This is a genomic window from Oceanicaulis sp. (assembly GCF_051859625.1).
GTDB lineage: Bacteria > Pseudomonadota > Alphaproteobacteria > Caulobacterales > Maricaulaceae > Oceanicaulis.
Map to the genome: position 1 here is coordinate 568159 of NZ_JBHYFH010000001.1, position 18684 is coordinate 586842.

The following is an 18684-nucleotide window of genomic DNA, read 5'->3' on the forward strand; positions in this document are numbered from 1 at the left end:
CCCAGAGACACCACTTAAGAGACAAGACGGTCAGGCCCTGTCTGATCAAACGTTGGCCTAACCGTCATACGAACGTCAAGCCCCTAGAGTCAGGCGATGTTTCGCTCTGCTGCAATTTCGACACAATTAGCCGCCGCTCAGGCGCGCCTTTATGGCGCTCACGACCTGATCGCGTGACACGGTGAACTGGGCGGGCTGATCCTCGCGCCAGGCCTTGTTATCAGTGATCTCGGCCGCCAGACGTGCGCCCAGCTTGAGATCCTTGATCTGGGCCTCGCCCGCTTCGCGTTCGTCAGAGCCAATAATCACTGCAAAATCAGCATCCCGGCGATCGGCGTATTTGAGCTGTTTGCCCATATTGCCGCCGCCAATGAAGGCTTCCGCCCGCAACCCGGCGCCCCGAAGGTCAGCCGCCAAGGCGAAATAGTCCGCCATGCGGTCTTTCTCCGCCGCCACGATGATCACCAGCGGATCGGCTTTGGCCGCGTCCAGACGCTTGAGCGCGGACAGCGCAGCCGCAAAGCGGCTGACGCCAAACGAAAACCCGGTGGCCGGCACGGCCTGACCGGTGAAGCGGCTGACCAGATCGTCATAGCGGCCGCCGCCGCCCACAGAGCCAAACCGGATCGGCGAGCCGTCGTCATACGTGGCCTCGGCCAGAAGTTCGGCTTCAAACACCGGGCCGGTGTAATAGCCCAGACCCCGGACGACGGAGGTGTCGAGCGTCCAGTTATCGGACTTGCCCAGCGCATCCAGCACCGCGGTGATGGTTTCAAGATCGGCGACCGCCAGCTTGCCGGCGTCCGTATCGCCCAGCGCCTGCGTCAGGCGCTTGAGGACTTCGGTATTGCGCGCCGCGCCCGTCAGCGCGTCATCCACCTGGCCCGCCTCAATGAAGCTGAGCACATGGCGGCGCTGATCGGCGTCCAGGCCTGCGCCCTCGGTGAAATCGCCGCTGTCATCCTTGCGGCCCTCGCCCAGCAAGAGCTCAACGCCCTCAAGGCCCAGCCGGTCCATCTTGTCGATGGCGCGCAGGACCCGCAGGCGCTTTTCACTCGCCGCATCCCCAAGGCGCTCAAGAACCCCGTCCAGCAGGCGGCGGTCATTGACGCGGATGACGAACTCATCCCCGGACAGCCCCGCAGCCCCCATCACTTCACTGGCGAGCGCAATCATCTCCGCATCCGCCGCAGGTCCCGGCGCGCCGACGCTGTCGGCGTCACACTGAACGAACTGGCGGAAACGACCCGGTCCCGGCTTCTCATTGCGCCAGACTTCGCCGAACTGATAGCGGCGGAAGGGTTTGGCCAGATCCTGGAAATTCTCGGCGGCGAAGCGGGCCAGCGGCGCGGTCAGGTCATAGCGCAGCGCCATCCATTGCTCGTCATCATCCTGCATGGCGAAGACGCCCTCATTGGGACGCTCTTCATCGGGCAGGAATTTGCCAAGCGCATCAGCGTATTCGAAGGCGGGCGTTTCGAGCGGCTCGAAGCCCCATTGCTCATAAACCGCGCTGGCGGCGCTCACGAGGGCGCGCTCGGCGCGCAGCACATGGGCGGAGCGATCCTCAAAACCGCGGGGACGACGGGCTTTGGGACGGAACGCCTTGGTCTTGGCCATGAGGATGCTCGCTCAGATTAAAGGTATCGAAGGGCCTGCGAATTAGCCTTGCCAGAGACAAGGATCAAGCGGCGCCGGGTTTGCAAGGCGCTCTAAGCACGAAAAACCGGATGTCGTCCATGTTCGCTCACACGCTTCTGATCATTGTTCAGGCCGCCAGCACGCCGCAGATTGCGCCGGACGCCGCCCAGGCGCTGGTGACGCTGTCGCACAGTCTTGAGGCGGAAGCGCAACGCCGCGCGCAGGATATGGCGCGCAGCCCGGCAGCCCCGGTGGACGCTCTACCGGTCCAGGATCCGTTCCTCACCGAGCTGAGCGAGTTCAGCTTGCGGTCTCATCAGCTGTCACGCGCTGTGGATGAGAGCGGCGGTCCGACCGATCTACGATGCATTTTCCGGGGCATGAGCGAGGATGCCCAGCATCGCGCCGACCTGTTGTCACACACAGCGACGCGCGCTGATCATGCCAGGGTCTATCAGGAAATCGCACGCCTGACCGGACAGGCCGCCGAGATCGCCGCCACGCCCGACGCGGAGGCGGCGGCGATCAGCGCCTATTCCTGTCCGGTCGAGGCAAGCGATCAGTAAGCGTATTTGACGTTGCAGCCATAGGGCTGGGTCTGGGCGGGATCGGGGCTTTCGCCGTTACTGACCGCCGCAAGCGCCATCGTCACGTAATCCGTGGGTTCAGGGGAATCCGCTCGTGGACGCGGCTGATCATCGATCGCGCCGGCATATTGCAGCACGCCCTGGCCATCGATCACATACATATGCGGGGTCGTGCGCGCATCATAAAGACGGCCCAGATCGCCCGACGGATCGAGAACCACATGAGCAGGCGCGGCGCCGCGCTCCTCATTCAGGCTCAGAGCCTCTTCGGCCTCGACATAGCCTTGCTCGCCCGGAGCCGAGGAAATGATCTGAACCCAGACCACATCGTCTTCAGCGGCCGCGGACTGCAGGTTCTGGATATGCTCAGAGCCGTAATGACGCTGCACATAGGGGCAGCCATGATTGGTCCACTCCAGAACAACCGTCTGACCCGACAGGTTCTCAAGTGACAGCGCCTCGCCTGTCGCCGTCTGCACGCTGAAAGCTGGCGCAGCCTCACCGGTGACGACATCGGCGCGGGCTTCGAGTGTGAAAGCGGTGATCGTCAGGGCGGCGGCGGCGCAAACGCTCATCAGCTGGCCCAGCGAACGACGAGACATGGTTAGCATCAGATTAACTCCCCTGGTGTTCGGCCTATTGTACGGCCTCGTTCACAGATCGGATCACCAATCCCCCGGTCAAGAGCGGCGGCAAAACTTCAGGCGCGCCGGAATTGGCGGGATACATCAGATAAAGCGGCACGCCCGCCGAGCCGTGACGCGCCAAAGCAGCGGCGATTTCTGGATCTCTATTCGTGAAATCAGCGCGAAACAACGCCACATCATGCTCGGCGAACGCCGCCTTCACGCCTCTTTCAGACAGGGCGCCGAGCTTGTTCACCTGACAGGACACACACCAGGCGGCGGTGAACTCCACAAACACCGGACGCCCGGCGGATTGCGCCTCCCTCACGGCGCTTTCGCTCCAGACCGCCCACTCGCTTTGCCCCTGGACCGTCTGGCTGACCGGCTCCATCCGGGCCGTGACAGACAAGGCGCCTAGCGTCAATACGACACCCAGAAGCGCCGTCGCGCGGCCCGCCAGGCCTGACAAGCCCAGCGCCCAGACCGTAAAACTGGCCGCCAGCAAGGCCAGCATCAACCAGAGCGCGCCATTGGGGCCCAGCTGGGCGGTCAGCACCCAGACCAGCCAGATCGCCGTGGCGAACATCGGAAAGGCCAGAATCTGCCGGAACCGGATCATCCAGGGCCCCGGCTTTGGCAGCAGCGCCAGAAGCCCCGGCATAAAGCTGACCAGCACAAAGGGAAAAGCGAGGCCGACACCGAGGAAGACGAAGATTGTCAGCGAGGCCAGCGCCGGCTGGGTCAAGGCGAAGGCCAGCGCGCCCGTCATGAACGGCGCCAGACACGGCGCGGCGACAAAGACCGCGAGCACGCCGGTCAGAAAGGCGCCTTTGCGTCCGCTATCCTTGATGCCCGAGCCGACAGACTGAAGCGATGTGCCGAACTCGAACGCGCCCATGAAGTTCAGACCGATCAGGAACAGCAAGGTGGCGAGCCCCGCCACGACAAGCGGCGCCTGCAGCTGCATGCCCCAAAGCGCAGGCAAGCCCGCGACGCGCAGGATCAAAAGCGATCCGCCCAGCGCCAGGAATGTCCCGATCACGCCCGCAGCGAACACCAGGCCCAGCATCCGCGCTTCACGTTTCTCCGCGCCGCGTTTTTCAACCAGCGTCAGCGCCTTCATCGACAGCACCGGGAAGACGCAAGGCATCAGATTGAGGATCAGCCCGCCCAGCAGCGCCAGACCGGCGGCCTGCAGGAAGCTCACGGATTGCGGCGCTGGCGTACGCGGTTCCTCGGCGCCGGAGGCCGGGCTCAGCGGGGCTGCGGTCACGGCGTTCAGGTCATTGACCCGCACTCCGTTGCGCGCCGTTATCACCACCGCTTCTTCTGTCCAGACATCACCGCGCTGCGCGGTATAGACGAGCACGCCGGACCGCGCCTGATCCACGCCGTTTCGGCTCAGATATCCAGCGGTCAGGTCCAGACGAAGTTCTTCGCCTTCATGAACAAGGGCCTGATCGGCGGCGTGGTCGATCACGCCGGATTCATACGGGTAAAATGTCAGATCCGAGAGCACTGCATCCGCAAACCGCGGCCCGCTCAGGGTCAGCACCAATCCGTTGCTGTCGCCGTCGAGCCCGGCGCGCAAAGCGTCATCACGGACCGGCGCCTGGTCCAGAGCCTGGGTGATCAGCGCCTCACCCGCCGGATCTGTGACGGACCCGCCCACATCAAGCGTAATTGCGACATCGGCCTCTTCGGGGATGCAGATATCTTCACAGACGAGCCAGGTGGCGAATGCGGTGATCGTCAGCGGTCCCGGCGCGGCGTTGCTTGGCACGGTCACCGGAACCGGCAAGGTGACTTCGGCGGAATAGCCATAATTGGTCAAAGGGCCGAGATCATAGCTGTGCGGCGCCGGCCAGATCATGTCGCCCGCGCGCCAGCCGTCCGGCAGCGACAGGTCAAGACGGGTCGGTTCACCTGAATCGCCCGGATTGCGCCAATAGGTGTGCCAGCCAGGCGTGATCGTCTGGTGCAGGGCGAGATGGAAGGTCTCGCCAGGTTCGACCGCGCGCCGGTCAGAGACCAGCCGTGCGTCCACCATGGGGTCGCCTGAGCCGAACTGGGCCAACGCTGGTGCGCCGGTCATCAGGATCAAAAGTACTGCGAGCAGTCGGAACACGTCGGGGGACTCCTTGGGTCGCGTCACTGATCAGCGGTCTGATCATGTCAGCCCTGATATAGCCGCTTCACCCTGCAGGGCGAAACCACTCTGACGGGGTTGTGATAAACCGGCATGAGCGCGCAAAGAAAAACCGGCCGGAGCGTCGCCCCCGCCGGTTTCATACTCTCAGCTTTTGAAGCGCTTAGGCTTCAGGCGCTGCGGGCGGCGGCGGAGCGCCAGCGCCGGTGTTGCGGAAGGACGCGCGTGCGATCAGCGTTTCCCACTGCGGCATGGACAGCATGTGCGCGTAGATTGCGCCCAGATAGGTGTTGTCGCGCAGCTCAGCCAGAACCTTCGGATCAAGCTTCTGCAGTTTCTCGCCAGAGACGCCCCAATAGCTGGCGACGACCTGCGGTTCGCCTTGCGGCTCGCCATTGGCGTTGCGCGGCTGGAAGGTGGCCTGCTGCTGGTCAAACAGGTCCAGCTCGTTCAGGCGCTTCACGAACGCTTCGGTCAAAGCCACATCGGATTCAAACCGGCGCACAAAATCGATGGCGCGGTTGGTGAATTCGGTCGGCTCGCCCTTGTCGTTGAAGAAGGGCTGCTCGGGATTGTCCGAGAACAGGTGCGAACCGGTGTCCACGCAGACGGTGAAGCGATCGCTCTCCGGGCCATGATTGGCGGCCACGAACGGATAGCGACGCACGAACGCCGGCAGATACGCGAAACGCTCGTAATCACCGGTCTCCGGATCCACGAACAGGTTCGCGCCCGCCTGAAGGCCCATGGCGGCGACCGGGGTCTTGGTCTCACCCAGGAAGATGATCGGGAAACGGGCGCTGGCGGCGCCGAATTCGCCCAGAGTGACAGGCACGAAGTGCGAGTCCTTCAGGAAATCGAACGGGCGGTCGCTATAGCGCAGACCTTTGCCCTGATGCTCTTGCGGGTTCAGCGGCTCAGGATTTTTGTAAAGCGGCAAGGACCCGGACAAGGTCGGCTTGTTGGCGGCGGCGTCAGCCATGGGGCTCCCCCTCTTGAAACGTTGATGGATCGTTAGCGCAGACCTGCCCCTGAGGCAACATAACGGGACACACGCGCCACGATCATTCGTCCCAATGCAAGACGGGCGCCCCGCGCAGCGGGACGCCCGTCCAGAACCTGGCCGACGAAACGGGCCTAGTAGCGCCAGCCGAAGCCGACGCCGACGATCCACGGATCAATATCCACGTCCGCGTTGACGACAGCGCTCAGCGCCGTGGTCGCGTCAACTTCCACATCCGTGTTGATCCAGACCTTCTTCACGTCGAAGTTCAGGAACCAACGTTCATTGAGGGCGTAATCGACGCCAGCCTGCAGCGCGAGGCCGAAAGACGGGTCATAGTCGATGCCGTCCAGAATGGTGCCTGAAGGCAGATCATCGTTGAAGAAGATCGTGTAGTTCACGCCTGCGCCCAGATACGGTCGGACCTGACCTTCGGGATTGAAGTGATATTGCAGGGTCAGAGTCGGCGGCAGCAAGGTGACGTCGCCCAGATCCAGATCGCCGACGGCGGTGTCCACAGCCATGACGTCATGAGGCGTCACGCCCAGGATCAGCTCAGCTGCGATGTTGTCGGTGAAGAAATAGCTGATGTCGAATTCCGGCACCACCGAGGTGTCGATGTCGACATCGCCGCCAATAGTCTGGATGTCTGCGCCTTCATCAGGCTGGACCGTGATGGCGCGCACGCGGAACTGCCAGTCGCCTTTTTCGGCCAGTGCGGCAGGAGCCGTCATGCCGGTCAGTGCGACAACGCCAGCGGCTGCGAGAAGTAGCTTTTTCATGGGTTCGTCCCCTTTCCCATAGTTTGGATGGGGACTTTCTGCGCCCGCTTTCGCGCGCAGGATATATGGCAAGGCGCCGCGCGTCCGGCTGACGCGCGGCGCCCTGCCGCAGGGAGGGGAAATCCCCGCGATCAGAAGCCGGCGCGAACCGCGATCCGGAAGGAGCGCCCCGGCAGCGGAACCATGTCTTTGAGGAAAGAGGAGTGCACCCGGCCTTCCTCATCACTGAGGTTTCGCACCCCCAGGATCACGCGCACGTCTCGATCGGAAAACGGAGTGACCTCGAGATCGGCGTTGTACATCACATAGCCGTCGGTCTTGGTTTCAAAGGAGGTTGTGTCATCTTGCTCCGCGACCAGATGCGCCTCACCGCGCACCGACCAGACGCCGCGCTCGGCGATCAGGGCCAGATTTGAAGACAGAGGCGGGATGCGCGGCAGGTTTCCGCCGTCATCAAGCTCGCCGCGCACATAATCGAGACTCGCCTCACCCGACAGATCCCAGCCGCGAACCTCGCCCAGCTCGGCGTTCAGCTGCGCTTCAAAGCCATAAAGCTGCGCATCCGCCTGGCGATACTCAAAGACGTCAAACCCGTCTTCTTCCTCACCGGTCGGGAACAGGCCGATGAAGCCGTCATAATCAGCTAAGTATATGCTGGTTTCCGCCGATACCCGGTTCAACGCATACCGCGCAGTCACTTCACCGGACCAGGCGACCTCGGTGTCCAGGTCCAGGCTGCCGCGCTCATACGCGCGCGTTGCGGCGTGGGGGCCGTCCGCGAAGACTTCTGCATCCGTGGGCGCCCGTTCGGTCCGTGACAGCGTCGCGGCCAGGAACCAGGCGTCGGTGGGACGCATGAAGATCGAGCCCGACCCTGAATAGGTGTCAAAGGACCGGTTCGCGCGCTGACCGCTCAACTCGCGGGTTTCGGCGCGCAAGCCGCCTTCCACACCCCAGACGCCATTATCCCAGCGTTCGGTGATGAACGCGCCCCAGTCCTGGGTGGTGACCGGTTCGATATAGGCTTCCTCGCCCTCGGCTGAGAAATCCTGGGTCAGCACTTGCACGCCCCAGGCGCCTTGACGGTTGTCGCCATGGTCATGCGCCAGCTCGACCCGTCCCTCAAAGCCGTCCTTCTTGAACAGGGTGGCGATGTCACCGTTTTCCAGTTCGGCGTGGGTGTAATCGGCGTGGGCGAAGCTCCAGCGGATACGGTTGAAGGTCGCGTCCCGGTTCAGCTCTCCGCGCAGGTCAATCCGGGTCTGGTCAAGCACCAGGCGTGGCGCCTCTTCCTCGCCCTCATGATCATGATCCTCTTCGCCCTCATGATCTTCGTCTTCATGATCATGCTCGTCTTCATGGGCATGGCTATGACCCGGCAGACCATATTCGGCGTCGGTTTCTTTTACGGAAAGGCCGACAAAGCCCCAGTCACGCACAAGAGAGACAGCGCCGGAATAGGTCTCGAAGGTGTAATCAGAGCCCGGAACCTCGCCATAAGCCGACTCTTCGTCATGCTCGTGTTCATCTTCGTCATGATGATCTTCGCCCTCATCATGATCCTCGTCTTCGTGATGCTCCTCGCGCAGGGCTTCGGTCTCGGCGAAACCGGGAATGTCGAAATCACTTCCCTCCCGGCGCAACCCATCAATCTGAAGCATCAACCCGTTGAAATCGGCGGTGACGCGGCCTGCAGCCTGAACCCCCTCATCCACGCTTGTGGCGCCCAGATAGGCAAAGCCGTCAAGGACATCGTCATTGCGTTCTGAAGGGATGCGACCGTCCAGCACATTCACCACGCCGCCGACAGCGCCGCCGCCATAAGCGATCGCCGCGGGGCCGCGCAGCACCTCGATCTGACGCGCGCCCAGCGCTTCGGCGGAAACAGCGTGGTCCGGACTGGCGCTGGAGGCGTCGAGCGCGCCAAGACCGTTCACCAGCATGCGCACCCGGTCAGCGCCCAGGCCGCGAATGATCGGACGCCCTGCGGCAGGACCGAAATACGTACTGTTCACCCCTGGCATGCGGCTCAGCGTGTCTGCGATATTGCCATTGAGATTGCGTTCGATCTCCTGTGCGGACACCAGGTCCACTGATCCCACCATCTCTTCGCTTTGCAGCTGCATCGGGGCGGACAGGACCACGATGAGGTCCTCGGACGATTGGTTCGCGCCGGTCTGGGCGAAAGCCTGTGGCGCAGTCAGCGCCAGCAAGCTGACAACTGCGCCAAGCCGGCGAGCCGAGGGTGAGAATGCAGACATGATGAAGACCCCGTAATGTTATAGTATCGCACTGCGTTATGTCATAACGTCACCCTCTTGGCGCATCAAGTCCGGAGTCCCACTTACATGTAGAAGACGCTCCGGCCTTCCGCCGGATGCCGGGCTGGCCCTCAGGCTCGCCCTACTTGTCGAAAGCCGCTAGGATGAAACCATGACCAGTGCGATTCAAACGCTTGACGCCGCAGAACGGTTTTGCACCGAACGCGGTCTGTCGCTGACGCCCATGCGTCGGCGGGTTCTGGAATTGCTGGTGGAGGCAGGCGGGCCGGTGAAAGCCTATGACCTGTTATCCGCGCTCAAACCGGGCGGCGCGGCCCAGCCGCCAACCGTCTATCGCGCGCTGGACTTTCTGACCCGCGCCGGACTGGCCCACAAGGTCGAGGCGTTAAACGCTTACACCGCGTGCCTGAACGGCGACGAGCATGATCCGTGCACAGGCTCCGCCGAGCTGTTCATCTGTGAAGCCTGCGGCAGTGTGGACGAGCGCCATATGCATCGGCCTGTGATGGATACGCCTGAAGGCTTTGTCATCACCCGCAGCGTCGTCGAACACTACGGCCAGTGCCGCAATTGTGTGAGCTGAGCCCGCGATCGTCCGCCTTCGCCACAGCGCCTGACAGATCGCGCGAAGCGCCCTAGCCTTTCAATCCATCATCATGGAGCCTAGCGGATGCAGATTTTGTGGCGCGGCAACGCGAATTCTTGGGAATGTGACGAGCTGGGCCATCTCAATGTCCGCTTCTACATGGCCAAGGCGCAAGAAGCGCTGGCCGGACTTGCGGATCGGCTGGGCATGCATCTCGCCTTCGCTCCGGACGCCACCGCCACCTTGATCCCGCGCGACATCGTCATCCGGTTTCTCGCCGAAGCGCGCCCGGGGGCGCCGTTACGGATTTCGGGCGGGGTGACCAGCCATGACGGCGCCAGCCTCACCGTGGCCATGATCCTGTATCACGCCGCCAGCGACACGCCGGCGGCCACGTTTGAAATCCGCGCCGAACATTGCGCCGCCGCCACGGGCCGGGCGTTCAACTGGCCCGCGCGCAGCCTCAAGGCGCTGAGCCTGAACGAGGTGGAGCGCCCCGCGCTGATGACCCCGCGCAGCCTGAGCGATACGCCGCCCAGCGCGACGCTGTCGGTCGCGACGGCGAACGCGCTGGGGCTGCAGGAGATCGGACGCGGTCGCATCAATCGCGACGAGCTGGACGCTTTCGGACGCATGCGCGCCGAGTTCGGCATCGGCAAGGTCTCAGACAGCGTCATTCATTTCAGCGACGGCTTTCCCGAGCAATGGGAGGCCTTCGCCAAAGGCGAGCCGCTGACCGTCGCCAGCGCCGTGCTGGAAGCACGTCTGAATTTCCGCCGCTTCCCCGCACAAGGCGAGGGCTATGTGCTGCGTTCAGGACTGAAATCTGTAACGGACAAGGTACGCACCCTCGTTCACTGGGCGCTCGATCCGGTTTCGGGCAAGCCTTTGTGGAGCATGGAAGCGGTCGCCTGCATGCTGGATCTTGAGACACGCAGGCTGGCGCCGGTTTCAGCGGCGCGTCTCGCAGAGCTGCAATCAAAAACGCAGCCGGAACTGGCGTATTAAACGCGCGGCCCGATCCGTTACCCGCCCGATCCCGCCAGCTCACGCGCCCGACGCGCCGCCATGCGGGCCTGCACGGCCTGCCCATCGGTGCGGGCGGCGCTGGCGGCGGTTTCAAACAGTTCCGCCGCGGCCTGATGATCGCCCTGATCGCTCAGAATGCGGGCCAGTCCGAGCGCCGCCTGAAAATGACGCGGGTCAAAGGCGAGCACACGCTGGTAAAGCGACACTGCGCTCTCGCTGTCGCCAACACTGACCAGACAATCCGCGTGGGTGGAGAGCAGGTTCAGATCCCAGGGCGCATCCGCCAGCCGGGCCGCGCTGTCCGGACAGACACTCTCATCAATCACCAGATCACCGCCGAGCTCACGCATTTGCGCCTGTGTGCCGGCGGCCGAGCCCGCCGAAGCGGGAGCGGGAGAGGGAGTGGGCGCCAGATCCTGAGGCTCGGACGAAGCAGCATCGGCGCCGCCAGCGCTGTGCTGTTCGGAAGGCTCCGATGCTGAGGACGGCGTAGAGGAAGCCGAAGACGCGGCGGGCTCTGACGCCGGTGAAGCCGTTGGGCCGGATGCCGCCCCCTGCTCGCTGACCGGCGAGCGCGGCGGCGAGCGCCGGATCGGCGCAGACTGTCCGGTGACCCCTGAGAGCGTGACCAGCACGCCGCCCTCTCGCACTTCGGCCTCACCGCCTGCAAAGGCGCCGGACATCGAAATCGAAACGCCGTTGGGCGCCCGGCTCAGCGCCAGGGCGGAGACCGGTCCGCGCACCGCCGGTTCGATATGGCGCGAGCGGTCGAGGCTCACTCCGTCCACATGCAGGACGAGCCCGGATCCAGGCTGGATTTCGACGCTCTGCGGCTGGCTGTCAAAGGCCAGCCAAAGCTGGGTCCGCCCCTCCGACTGAAGCAGTGAGACATCACGCAGCTCCGCGTGAGCGGCGGTGCAGGACAAAGCGGCCAGAGCCGATGCAGTGAGAAGCCGTATCATCATGGCGTCCTTGTGCCGCGAGTCGTTGGGCGTGCGCCAGACATCACTGAGGAACAGGGCTTACCGGGCTCCAGGCGCCAGTAAAGCGACAGCGCCGGACTGACACACATCATATCCCAGCGCGCCCAAAGTCTCGCCGCTCCCTGAAAGCACGCGCTCATAAACCGCGCAGGCTTCGCCGGCCTCCGGTACAGCGTCCACAATGAAGAAAGGATCAGCTTCGCCCGGTTGAAGCGGCGCATCCTCAGCCACGACGCGCCAGCGGGCAGCCTCATTTTCAAGCACGCAATCCCAGCGCCCTGAATCGCCAAAGCGCATCCGCACGACGGGCGTCTCGCCGTGATCGGTCACATGCAGCACCTGAGCCCGTCCCGCCCCGCGCACAAACGTCATGGACGAGGCCCGGCTTTCATCAAGGCAGGTGCGGATCAGGGGCAGATAGCGCGGCAAGGCTTCGCTCCAGCTGACATGCGGGCCGATCTCGGCGGCGCAGCCTTCATACGAGCCGTCGGCCGCCTCAATCCTGGCGAAGCGCGCATAGACCCGCCCGTTCATCCGGCAGACGCCCGCCTCCAGCTCAACAGTCATGGTCGCGCCGTCTTCTTCCCGGCCTTCAAAACGGCGCACGCCGTCATGAAGCCAGGCCGCTTCAGGGCGCAAATCGGCATGACGGGTCACCTCCCCCTCAACCGCATGCGCATAAACCGCGCGAACCCGGTCGCCCTCTTCGAGATAATGCAAATCGCCGTAAAACCCGGCGCCGTCGATCTGATAGCCGGAGCGCGGGATGTCGCCGCGTCGGTCAGACGGCGCCAATGAAGGCGACGGCGCGGCTTCGCGCCCTGTCGAGGGCGCGAAACTGGCGCTGGATGACAAAGCGGATTGGGACGTCTGCGCGCAGGCTGTCAGAAGCAGGGCGAGACCACACAGGCCGACGAGATTAGAAAGGACTGGTTTCATAGTATTGCTCCCGGCGCGAATGGGCCGAGCCCCTGACAATCGCAGCGCACTTTAGCGCTCAGTCCGGCTTCGCTCCAAGAGCCAAGCCTGTATGCTGGCGACCATGCGCAGTGATTCCCGATACGGCTATTACGAGTTCTTCTGTGGCGGCGGGATGGCGCGCCTGGGTCTCGGCGCGCATTGGCGCTGCCGTTTCGCCAATGACATTGACGCCGACAAGGCGAGCGCCTATCGCGCCAATTTCGGCGATGACCACTTCAACCAGGGTGATGTGTGCGCGCTGAACGCCGCTGATCTTCCGGGCGAAGCCGATCTCGCCTGGGCCAGCTTTCCCTGTCAGGACTTGTCGCTGGCGGGAAACCGCGGCGGTCTGGCGGGCGAGCGATCAGGCGTGTTCTATGGCTTCTGGCGTTTGATCGAGGCGCTCCACGCCGAAGACCGGGCGCCCAAGCTGATCGCGCTGGAAAACGTCACCGGACTTCTGACCTGCTCGGACGGCGCCGACTTTGAAGCCCTGTGCCGGACCCTGGACGAGGGCGGCTACCGGGTCGGAGCCATGGAGATCGACGCGCGCTGGTTCGTGCCGCAATCGCGCCCGCGCCTGTTCGTGGTGGCCTTGCGCAAGGATATTCCCATCCCCGACGAGCTGGTGCTGGAAGATGCGCCGGACGGGATTTCGCCCTTCCACACCCGCGCCGTGCGACGCGCCGCAGAGCGCTTGCCCGACGCCCTGAAAGCCAACTGGCTGTGGTGGGCCCTGCCCGTTCCGCCAATCCCGAACCAAACGCTAGGCGATCTGATCGAGCCAAGCCGGCGCACGCCCTGGCACAGCCCGGAAGAGACCCGGCGTCTGCTCGCCATGATGAGCCCGGCCAACATGGCCAAGCTCAAGGCGGCGCGCCAGTCAGACACCCCGATGATCGGGGCGCTGTATCGCCGGACGCGGATCGAAAAGGGTGAGCGCAAACAACGCGCCGAGGTCCGTTTTGACGGGCTGGCGGGATGCCTGCGCACGCCCGGCGGCGGCTCATCCCGTCAGTTCATCGTCTCGGTGCGCTCTGGCCGGGTCCGCACCCGCCCCATGACGGCGCGCGAATATGCCCGGCTGATGGGATTGCCGGATGAGTACAAGCTGCCCCAGCGCGAAAGCGCGGGCCTGCATCTGGCCGGCGACGGGGTCGCGGCTCCCGTGGTGGCGTTCTTGCGCGAAGGCCTGTTCGAACCCATTCTCGAACACGCCCAGGCCGTGCTGCTCGCGAAAGAACCCGCGGAATAGATCATGAAGATCGCCATCATTGGAAGCGGGATCTCGGGACTGGCGAGCGCCGCCCTGCTCTCCCGGGATGGCCACAGCGTCAGCGTCTTTGAACGCTTTGACGCCCCCCGCCCGCTTGGTGCAGGGCTATTGTTGCAACCCTCCGGGCTGCTCGCGCTCAATCAGCTGGGCCTGCTTGACCAGGCGGTCGCGCAAGGCGCGCCCGTCTCCCGTCTCATAGGCCGCACCCCCAAAGGGCGCACAGTGCTGGATTTGAGATACGCGGACGGCAAGACCGGCGATATGGGCGTTGGCATTCACCGCGCCAGCCTGTTCAACCTGCTGCACGAAAGCGCGCTTGAAACCGATATCGACTGGCGTCCGGGGCAAGGCGTGGAGCGTTTGGTCGACCTTGAGGATGCGCCTCGCCTGATGCTTGAAAACGGCGAAGCGACAGAACGCTTCGACCTCGTCATCGCCGCGGACGGATCACATTCCAGCCTGCGCCGTCAGATTTGTCCGAAAGCGCACGACCCGGTTTACCCTTGGGGCGCGATGTGGGCGATCCTGACGGAGACTCAAAGTCCTCACGGTGGCGAGCTTGACCAGATCTATGACGGTTGCAGCGTCATGATCGGCCTGCTCCCTGTCGGCGCAAACCCTTCAGACCCTCACGGTCGCCCGGGAGTCAGCTTTTTCTGGTCCTTGCGCGGGGATGCGATCCCGCTCTGGAAAGCTGAGGGTCTGGACGCCTTCAAGAAACGCCTGCGATCCCTCTGGCCACGCGCTGCAGAGCTGGTCGAGCCTGTCACGGACCCCGCCGTGTTCGCAGAGGCGCGCTATCGAGATTGCGTCTGCCCCAACTGGCGGAATGGGCGCTCGATCCTGATCGGCGACGCCGCTCACGGCATGAGCCCCCAACTGGGTCAAGGCGCCAATCTGGCGCTGGCGGACGCCGTCAGCCTGGCGGCGCAACTCAAGGATCACGCCCCCGTCACCCATGCCCTGAAAGCCTTTGAGGCGGACCGCAAACCCGTCGCCCGATATTATTCGCTGATGAGCCGGTCGCTCACTCCCGTCTTCCAGTCGAGCTCTCGCATTATCGGGATGCTGCGCGACACTTTCATGGGCGTGTTCTGCCGACTGCCGGTCTTGCGCAACTGGATGAGCTGGACCCTGGTCGGGCGCGGTCGTTCGCCATGGTGAAACCACGCTCACCTCACGACGTCTTCACCCCGGACGAGCGCTCTCGGGTGATGCGGGCGGTGAAGGGCAAGGACACCAAACCTGAAATGATCGTGCGGCGGATGGCGCACGCCCTCGGGTATCGCTATCGGTTGCATCGCAAGGACCTGCCGGGCTCGCCGGATCTGGTGTTCGCAGGCAGGCAGGCCGTGATCTTCGTGCATGGCTGCTTCTGGCACGGTCATGACTGCGCGCGCGGATCGCGCCAGCCCAAGACCAACGCGGAGTACTGGCGCGCCAAGATCGCCCGCAATGCTGCGCGGGACGCTGCGGCGCTCAAGGCGCTCGAAGAGCAGGGCTGGAAAACCCTGGTGCTGTGGGAATGTGACTTGAAAGATCGCGACGCGCTGGCGCTGAGACTGCGCGGTTTTCTGGGCTAGAGCCCGTCCGAGAACCAATCCACCAGATGATCGACCAGCAAACGGACCCGGTGCGCCAGGAAGCGATTGGAGGGGAAGACCGCCCAAAGATCGCGGTGATCCGGCGCCCAGTCCGGCAGAACCTCCACCACGCCGCCATCGGCCAGGGACGTATGCGCCGCCCAAGCCGGCAAGGACGCAATCCCGGCTCCATTCGCTGCGGCGCAAACCGCCGCGCGGGCGCCATGAAGAGTCAACCGACCGGACACTTTCACCTCGACGGCCTCATCCCCACGCTGGAACCGCCATTGATTGGGGGCGGCCTTGTTACGGTCGATAATGCAATCATGCCGCGCGAGGTCATTGGGATGCTCGGGCGCGCCGGCCGCATTGAGATAGACCGGGCTCGCCACGAGTTTGAGCGGCGCCGGCGCGAGGCGGCGTGCGATCAGGCTGGAATCGCCCAGCTGGCCGATCCGGACGCCCAGATCAAAGCCTTCATCCACCAGATCGACCATGCGGTCGGAGAACTCCAGACGCACTTCAACGCCCGGCCATTGCGCCATGAAGGCCGTGATGGGCTGGATCAGGCGCGACGAGCCGAAATCAACGGGCGCGGAGACGCGTAACACGCCCGCCGCCGCAGCCTGCTCGGCCACCAGACCGTTTTCGATCGCGTCATACTCAGCCAGCCACGGCCCGACCCGCTCCAGCAGCGCGCGGCCCGCATCGGTCAGCCGCACCGAGCGTGTGGTGCGCTCCAGAAGTCGCGCTTGCATGCGATCTTCCAAAGCCGAGATCTGCTTGGAGGCGGCGCCCGCCGTCATCCCGAGCCGTTCCGCTGCGCGGGTGAAACTTTCCAGTTCCGCCACAGCGGCGAACAGGCGAAGCGCGTCGATCCGGTCCATGTGTTTCCTTAAGGGAAAGAGTCGAGAAGAATACACCCGTATTATAAGCCAGACAGTGCTTTGTCATCTCACGGTTCTCAGGAAACTCAGAAGGTGGTGAATGACCAATCACCACTCCGGTGCGCGCACGCGTCACCCGATCCATGATGCGAGATCGCAAAGCCACCGCCCGGCCCCGCTGGATTGAGCGGGGCGTCGGGCGGTGGACGCACGCGGGTCCGGAACGGCCGATGGCCTGGGACCCAAGGGCTGACGACCTCCAGGGGAGAGGTCGGTAGTTGGGCGGCAGCTGAGGGGAAGCCGCCCGTCAGGACCGAGGGAAGCCTGACACGTGTCGGAGGAGATCGGCCCGAAGCTGAAAGAGACTCTGCTCAAGACAATGTCTGTTTCCGACGATTAAATTTAAGCAATAGGGACGCTTTTACTCAAGCACATTGGTTAACAAATATGTTAATAAATGGAATAGTCATAATCTTTCAAATGGTAGCAATGCCTGTTTGGTTCGGCTCACACGGGAATTCCGGATCCAGCAACCCATAGGGCCTGACTGGAATCAGGCCCTATGGGTCGTGTGCGACGAAGCCCTAGCTCGACTTTTTGCTGGAATGCTCAGACGGCCCAGGCTCGGGGAGATGATCGGCTTTCGCGCCATCCGCACCGGCCTCGCGACGGCGTTGGGCTTCCTGATCCAGGGTTTCTTCCGCCTTCCGATCAGATTTGTCAGATATGTCGCTCACACCGTCCTCCTTCAATGCTTCAAGGTCCGTCTGCTTTAGTCTTGTCCCGGCCGCATGGGCGGCGGATCGGATGCGGGGAAGGTGTCGTCGAGCGCCTCGTCGAGCTTGTCGTCTTTCTCGTCTTCGCTCTGGTCAGGTTTTTTCGGCGTGTTCTCGCGATCCGCGTCAGCCACACGCTCGACAGTCTCTTCACGCGCGCCTAACCGGCCGGCGGAATCCTGAGCAACTTTCTCGCCGAACCGCTCGCCTCGCCCGCCATCCAGCGCCTGATCAACAGGCACGGTCTGGTCGCCGAGCTTGGCGTCATCGGGACGTAGCTGGCCCTTGCGGTCCACCGATTTGGTTTCGTCAAACGCTTCAGAAAACGCCTGATTATCGGCGGGTGCGGTCTCGGTATTGTAATGGGAGGCCATTGGGATCCTCCTTCTTTGCTGTTGCTTGTTTTAAAGCAACGCACACACAGCCGCCGCGTTCCGCGAAAGATCAGTCGTGCAGGACCGCGTCCACGCCGATCAGCTCCCAATCATGCATCTGATCAAGATAGGCGTCGAAATACGCCTTGTGCGACGATCCAACGATCACCAGCACCCGCGCGCCCGGCTCATTGCCCGCCGCCTCGACGACATTAGCGGCCATGCGCAGACCGCGGGTCTGCCACCAGCTGACATATTGGCGGGCCACCGCATCATTGTCGGGCGTCGCGGCGGCGAGGCCGAAATCGGCGTTGATCGTGGCCTGCTGATAGGCGGGCGCATTGATGAAGCGATATCCGGCGAGCACCCGCTCGGGCGAGCCCAGATAGGTCTGCGCCTCTTCAAACACGACGTCCGTCTCCGGGTCGGATTGCGCCCAGACCGACTGGATCGTCGGCCCCAGCGTCTCTGGCGCATGGGCGTAGATGGAATCGGCGGTGTGATCGTCCATGGTCGCCAGCGAATCCAGCCCCAGGCGAGCGGCCAGCGCGACGCCGATGGCGTTATTCTCTCCGCGTGAACCGAGCATGGCGTTCAACTCGCCTGCCAGCGCCTCGGTCAGGTCGTCTGCAGCAATGCGGTCGCTCGGCTCAAGTTGCGCCCATTGCAGGGCCGCCGACCAGGGCTCCCCGGCGCCATACAAGAGCAGCGCCAGCGCCCGGCGCTCCGATGCGCTCGGCGCGTCGGGAAAGTCCGCCAAACGGGCGCGCGCGGCTATGAAGGCCTCAGGCTGGCTCATCCCCAGCGCATCGAGCGCAGGCTGAGGATCGCGGCAATAGGTGTCCGCGAGGCCTTCATAGAGCGCAGCATAGCGGCGCAGCTCGTCACAACCGCGCCCGCCAATGGCTTCGATGGCGATGATGTCAGGCTCAAACGCCTCGAGCCGCTCCAGCACCAGCTCAAGATCGCCGGGATTGAGCGCGCCCTCGGGCAATTGGTTGAGGTGCGCCGTGCCCAGCACCAGAACCCGCGTCGGTTCCCCGCCCAGCGGGTCCTGAACGCCTGAGAAATCAATCATGGGCTCGGCGGCCTGAGCAAGCGTCAGGGCGGCGAAGGCGGTGAGTGTCGTGAGCATGGCGTCTGTGTCCCCGTTTGCAGCT

Annotated in this window: 18 protein-coding genes; 6 read left to right on the plus strand and 12 right to left on the minus strand. The window is 63.8% G+C overall.

The window, feature by feature from the left end:
• Window positions 1-126: 126 nt before the first annotated feature.
• Complete coding sequence (gene hisS / locus ACTIGF_RS02665; protein WP_439635398.1) at window positions 127-1620, minus strand: histidine--tRNA ligase; 1494 nt, start codon at window positions 1618-1620, stop codon at window positions 127-129.
• Window positions 1621-1739: 119 nt separating this feature from the next.
• Here hisS and ACTIGF_RS02670 point away from each other — a divergent pair, with 119 nt between their 5' ends.
• On the plus strand, window positions 1740-2207 hold the full coding sequence (locus tag ACTIGF_RS02670; protein WP_439635399.1) for a hypothetical protein: 468 nt from the start codon (window positions 1740-1742) through the stop codon (window positions 2205-2207).
• On the opposite strand, the gene ACTIGF_RS02675 is transcribed toward ACTIGF_RS02670, so the two are convergent.
• The 5 genes from ACTIGF_RS02675 to ACTIGF_RS02695 form a co-directional block, all read right to left on the minus strand.
• A complete protein-coding gene (locus ACTIGF_RS02675; RefSeq protein WP_439635400.1) occupies window positions 2201-2839 on the minus strand; it encodes a redoxin domain-containing protein in 639 nt (212 codons plus the stop codon). The two genes, ACTIGF_RS02670 and ACTIGF_RS02675, sit on opposite strands and share 7 nt — an antisense overlap.
• Before the next feature lie 25 nt (window positions 2840-2864).
• A complete protein-coding gene (locus ACTIGF_RS02680) occupies window positions 2865-4982 on the minus strand; it encodes a protein-disulfide reductase DsbD family protein (protein ID WP_439635401.1) in 2118 nt (705 codons plus the stop codon).
• Between the two features lie 184 nt (window positions 4983-5166).
• Window positions 5167-5985 (minus strand): SapC family protein, encoded by an 819-nt coding sequence (locus ACTIGF_RS02685; RefSeq protein ID WP_439635402.1) that lies wholly within the window; start codon window positions 5983-5985, stop codon window positions 5167-5169.
• Window positions 5986-6140: 155 nt separating this feature from the next.
• Entirely contained in the window at window positions 6141-6788 is a 648-nt protein-coding gene (locus tag ACTIGF_RS02690; protein ID WP_439635403.1) for an OmpW/AlkL family protein, read from the minus strand.
• 131 nt (window positions 6789-6919) lie between these two features.
• Window positions 6920-9049: a TonB-dependent receptor gene (locus tag ACTIGF_RS02695; RefSeq protein ID WP_439635404.1), complete on the minus strand. Its 2130-nt coding sequence runs from the start codon at window positions 9047-9049 to the stop codon at window positions 6920-6922.
• 172 nt (window positions 9050-9221) lie between these two features.
• On the opposite strand from ACTIGF_RS02695, the gene ACTIGF_RS02700 reads away from it, so the two are divergent.
• Window positions 9222-9653, plus strand: coding sequence for a transcriptional repressor (locus tag ACTIGF_RS02700; protein ID WP_439635405.1), 432 nt, complete (start codon window positions 9222-9224; stop codon window positions 9651-9653).
• 87 nt (window positions 9654-9740) lie between these two features.
• A complete protein-coding gene (locus ACTIGF_RS02705) occupies window positions 9741-10664 on the plus strand; it encodes a thioesterase family protein (protein ID WP_439635406.1) in 924 nt (307 codons plus the stop codon).
• Window positions 10665-10681: 17 nt separating this feature from the next.
• Here ACTIGF_RS02705 and ACTIGF_RS02710 read toward each other — a convergent pair whose 3' ends face one another.
• Complete coding sequence (locus tag ACTIGF_RS02710; protein WP_439635407.1) at window positions 10682-11650, minus strand: tetratricopeptide repeat protein; 969 nt, start codon at window positions 11648-11650, stop codon at window positions 10682-10684.
• Window positions 11651-11707: 57 nt separating this feature from the next.
• The gene (locus ACTIGF_RS02715) at window positions 11708-12607 is read right to left on the minus strand and encodes a hypothetical protein (protein WP_439635408.1); all 900 of its coding nucleotides are present in this window, start codon (window positions 12605-12607) and stop codon (window positions 11708-11710) included.
• 91 nt (window positions 12608-12698) lie between these two features.
• Between ACTIGF_RS02715 and ACTIGF_RS02720 the strand changes: the two genes are divergently transcribed.
• From ACTIGF_RS02720 to ACTIGF_RS02730, 3 genes are read left to right on the plus strand one after another with little or no spacing between them, the layout of a single operon-like run.
• Entirely contained in the window at window positions 12699-13883 is a 1185-nt protein-coding gene (locus ACTIGF_RS02720; protein WP_439635409.1) for a DNA cytosine methyltransferase, read from the plus strand.
• 3 nt (window positions 13884-13886) lie between these two features.
• Window positions 13887-15068 carry an FAD-dependent oxidoreductase gene (locus tag ACTIGF_RS02725; RefSeq protein ID WP_439635410.1) on the plus strand — a complete coding sequence of 394 codons (1182 nt, stop codon included), beginning with the start codon at window positions 13887-13889 and terminating at the stop codon, window positions 15066-15068.
• Window positions 15062-15487, plus strand: coding sequence for a very short patch repair endonuclease (locus ACTIGF_RS02730; protein WP_439635411.1), 426 nt, complete (start codon window positions 15062-15064; stop codon window positions 15485-15487). The genes ACTIGF_RS02725 and ACTIGF_RS02730 overlap by 7 nt, the downstream gene beginning before the upstream one ends.
• Here the strand turns inward: ACTIGF_RS02730 and ACTIGF_RS02735 are convergent.
• From ACTIGF_RS02735 to ACTIGF_RS02750, 4 genes are all read right to left on the minus strand, one after another.
• Window positions 15484-16374, minus strand: coding sequence for a LysR family transcriptional regulator (locus ACTIGF_RS02735; RefSeq protein WP_439635412.1), 891 nt, complete (start codon window positions 16372-16374; stop codon window positions 15484-15486). The two genes, ACTIGF_RS02730 and ACTIGF_RS02735, sit on opposite strands and share 4 nt — an antisense overlap.
• A 584-nt stretch (window positions 16375-16958) precedes the next feature.
• Window positions 16959-17111: a hypothetical protein gene (locus ACTIGF_RS02740; RefSeq protein WP_439635413.1), complete on the minus strand. Its 153-nt coding sequence runs from the start codon at window positions 17109-17111 to the stop codon at window positions 16959-16961.
• 35 nt (window positions 17112-17146) lie between these two features.
• Entirely contained in the window at window positions 17147-17524 is a 378-nt protein-coding gene (locus ACTIGF_RS02745) for a hypothetical protein (protein ID WP_439635414.1), read from the minus strand.
• 70 nt (window positions 17525-17594) lie between these two features.
• Window positions 17595-18659, minus strand: a complete 1065-nt coding sequence (locus ACTIGF_RS02750; RefSeq protein ID WP_439635415.1) for a DUF5694 domain-containing protein — start codon at window positions 18657-18659, stop codon at window positions 17595-17597.
• Window positions 18660-18684 lie beyond the last annotated feature (25 nt).

Coding starts and splice junctions, on each gene's coding strand:
- hisS (WP_439635398.1), bottom strand. CDS start 1,620: ATGGCCAAGACCAAGGCGTTCCGTCCCAAAGCCCGTCGTCCCCGCGGT.
- ACTIGF_RS02750 (WP_439635415.1), bottom strand. CDS start 18,659: ATGCTCACGACACTCACCGCCTTCGCCGCCCTGACGCTTGCTCAGGCC.
- ACTIGF_RS02690 (WP_439635403.1), bottom strand. CDS start 6,788: ATGAAAAAGCTACTTCTCGCAGCCGCTGGCGTTGTCGCACTGACCGGC.
- ACTIGF_RS02735 (WP_439635412.1), bottom strand. CDS start 16,374: ATGGACCGGATCGACGCGCTTCGCCTGTTCGCCGCTGTGGCGGAACTG.
- ACTIGF_RS02730 (WP_439635411.1), top strand. CDS start 15,062: ATGGTGAAACCACGCTCACCTCACGACGTCTTCACCCCGGACGAGCGC.
- ACTIGF_RS02745 (WP_439635414.1), bottom strand. CDS start 17,524: ATGGCCTCCCATTACAATACCGAGACCGCACCCGCCGATAATCAGGCG.
- ACTIGF_RS02670 (WP_439635399.1), top strand. CDS start 1,740: ATGTTCGCTCACACGCTTCTGATCATTGTTCAGGCCGCCAGCACGCCG.
- ACTIGF_RS02700 (WP_439635405.1), top strand. CDS start 9,222: ATGACCAGTGCGATTCAAACGCTTGACGCCGCAGAACGGTTTTGCACC.
- ACTIGF_RS02720 (WP_439635409.1), top strand. CDS start 12,699: ATGCTGGCGACCATGCGCAGTGATTCCCGATACGGCTATTACGAGTTC.
- ACTIGF_RS02725 (WP_439635410.1), top strand. CDS start 13,887: ATGAAGATCGCCATCATTGGAAGCGGGATCTCGGGACTGGCGAGCGCC.
- ACTIGF_RS02695 (WP_439635404.1), bottom strand. CDS start 9,049: ATGTCTGCATTCTCACCCTCGGCTCGCCGGCTTGGCGCAGTTGTCAGC.
- ACTIGF_RS02715 (WP_439635408.1), bottom strand. CDS start 12,607: ATGAAACCAGTCCTTTCTAATCTCGTCGGCCTGTGTGGTCTCGCCCTG.
- ACTIGF_RS02705 (WP_439635406.1), top strand. CDS start 9,741: ATGCAGATTTTGTGGCGCGGCAACGCGAATTCTTGGGAATGTGACGAG.
- ACTIGF_RS02710 (WP_439635407.1), bottom strand. CDS start 11,650: ATGATGATACGGCTTCTCACTGCATCGGCTCTGGCCGCTTTGTCCTGC.
- ACTIGF_RS02675 (WP_439635400.1), bottom strand. CDS start 2,839: ATGCTAACCATGTCTCGTCGTTCGCTGGGCCAGCTGATGAGCGTTTGC.
- ACTIGF_RS02685 (WP_439635402.1), bottom strand. CDS start 5,985: ATGGCTGACGCCGCCGCCAACAAGCCGACCTTGTCCGGGTCCTTGCCG.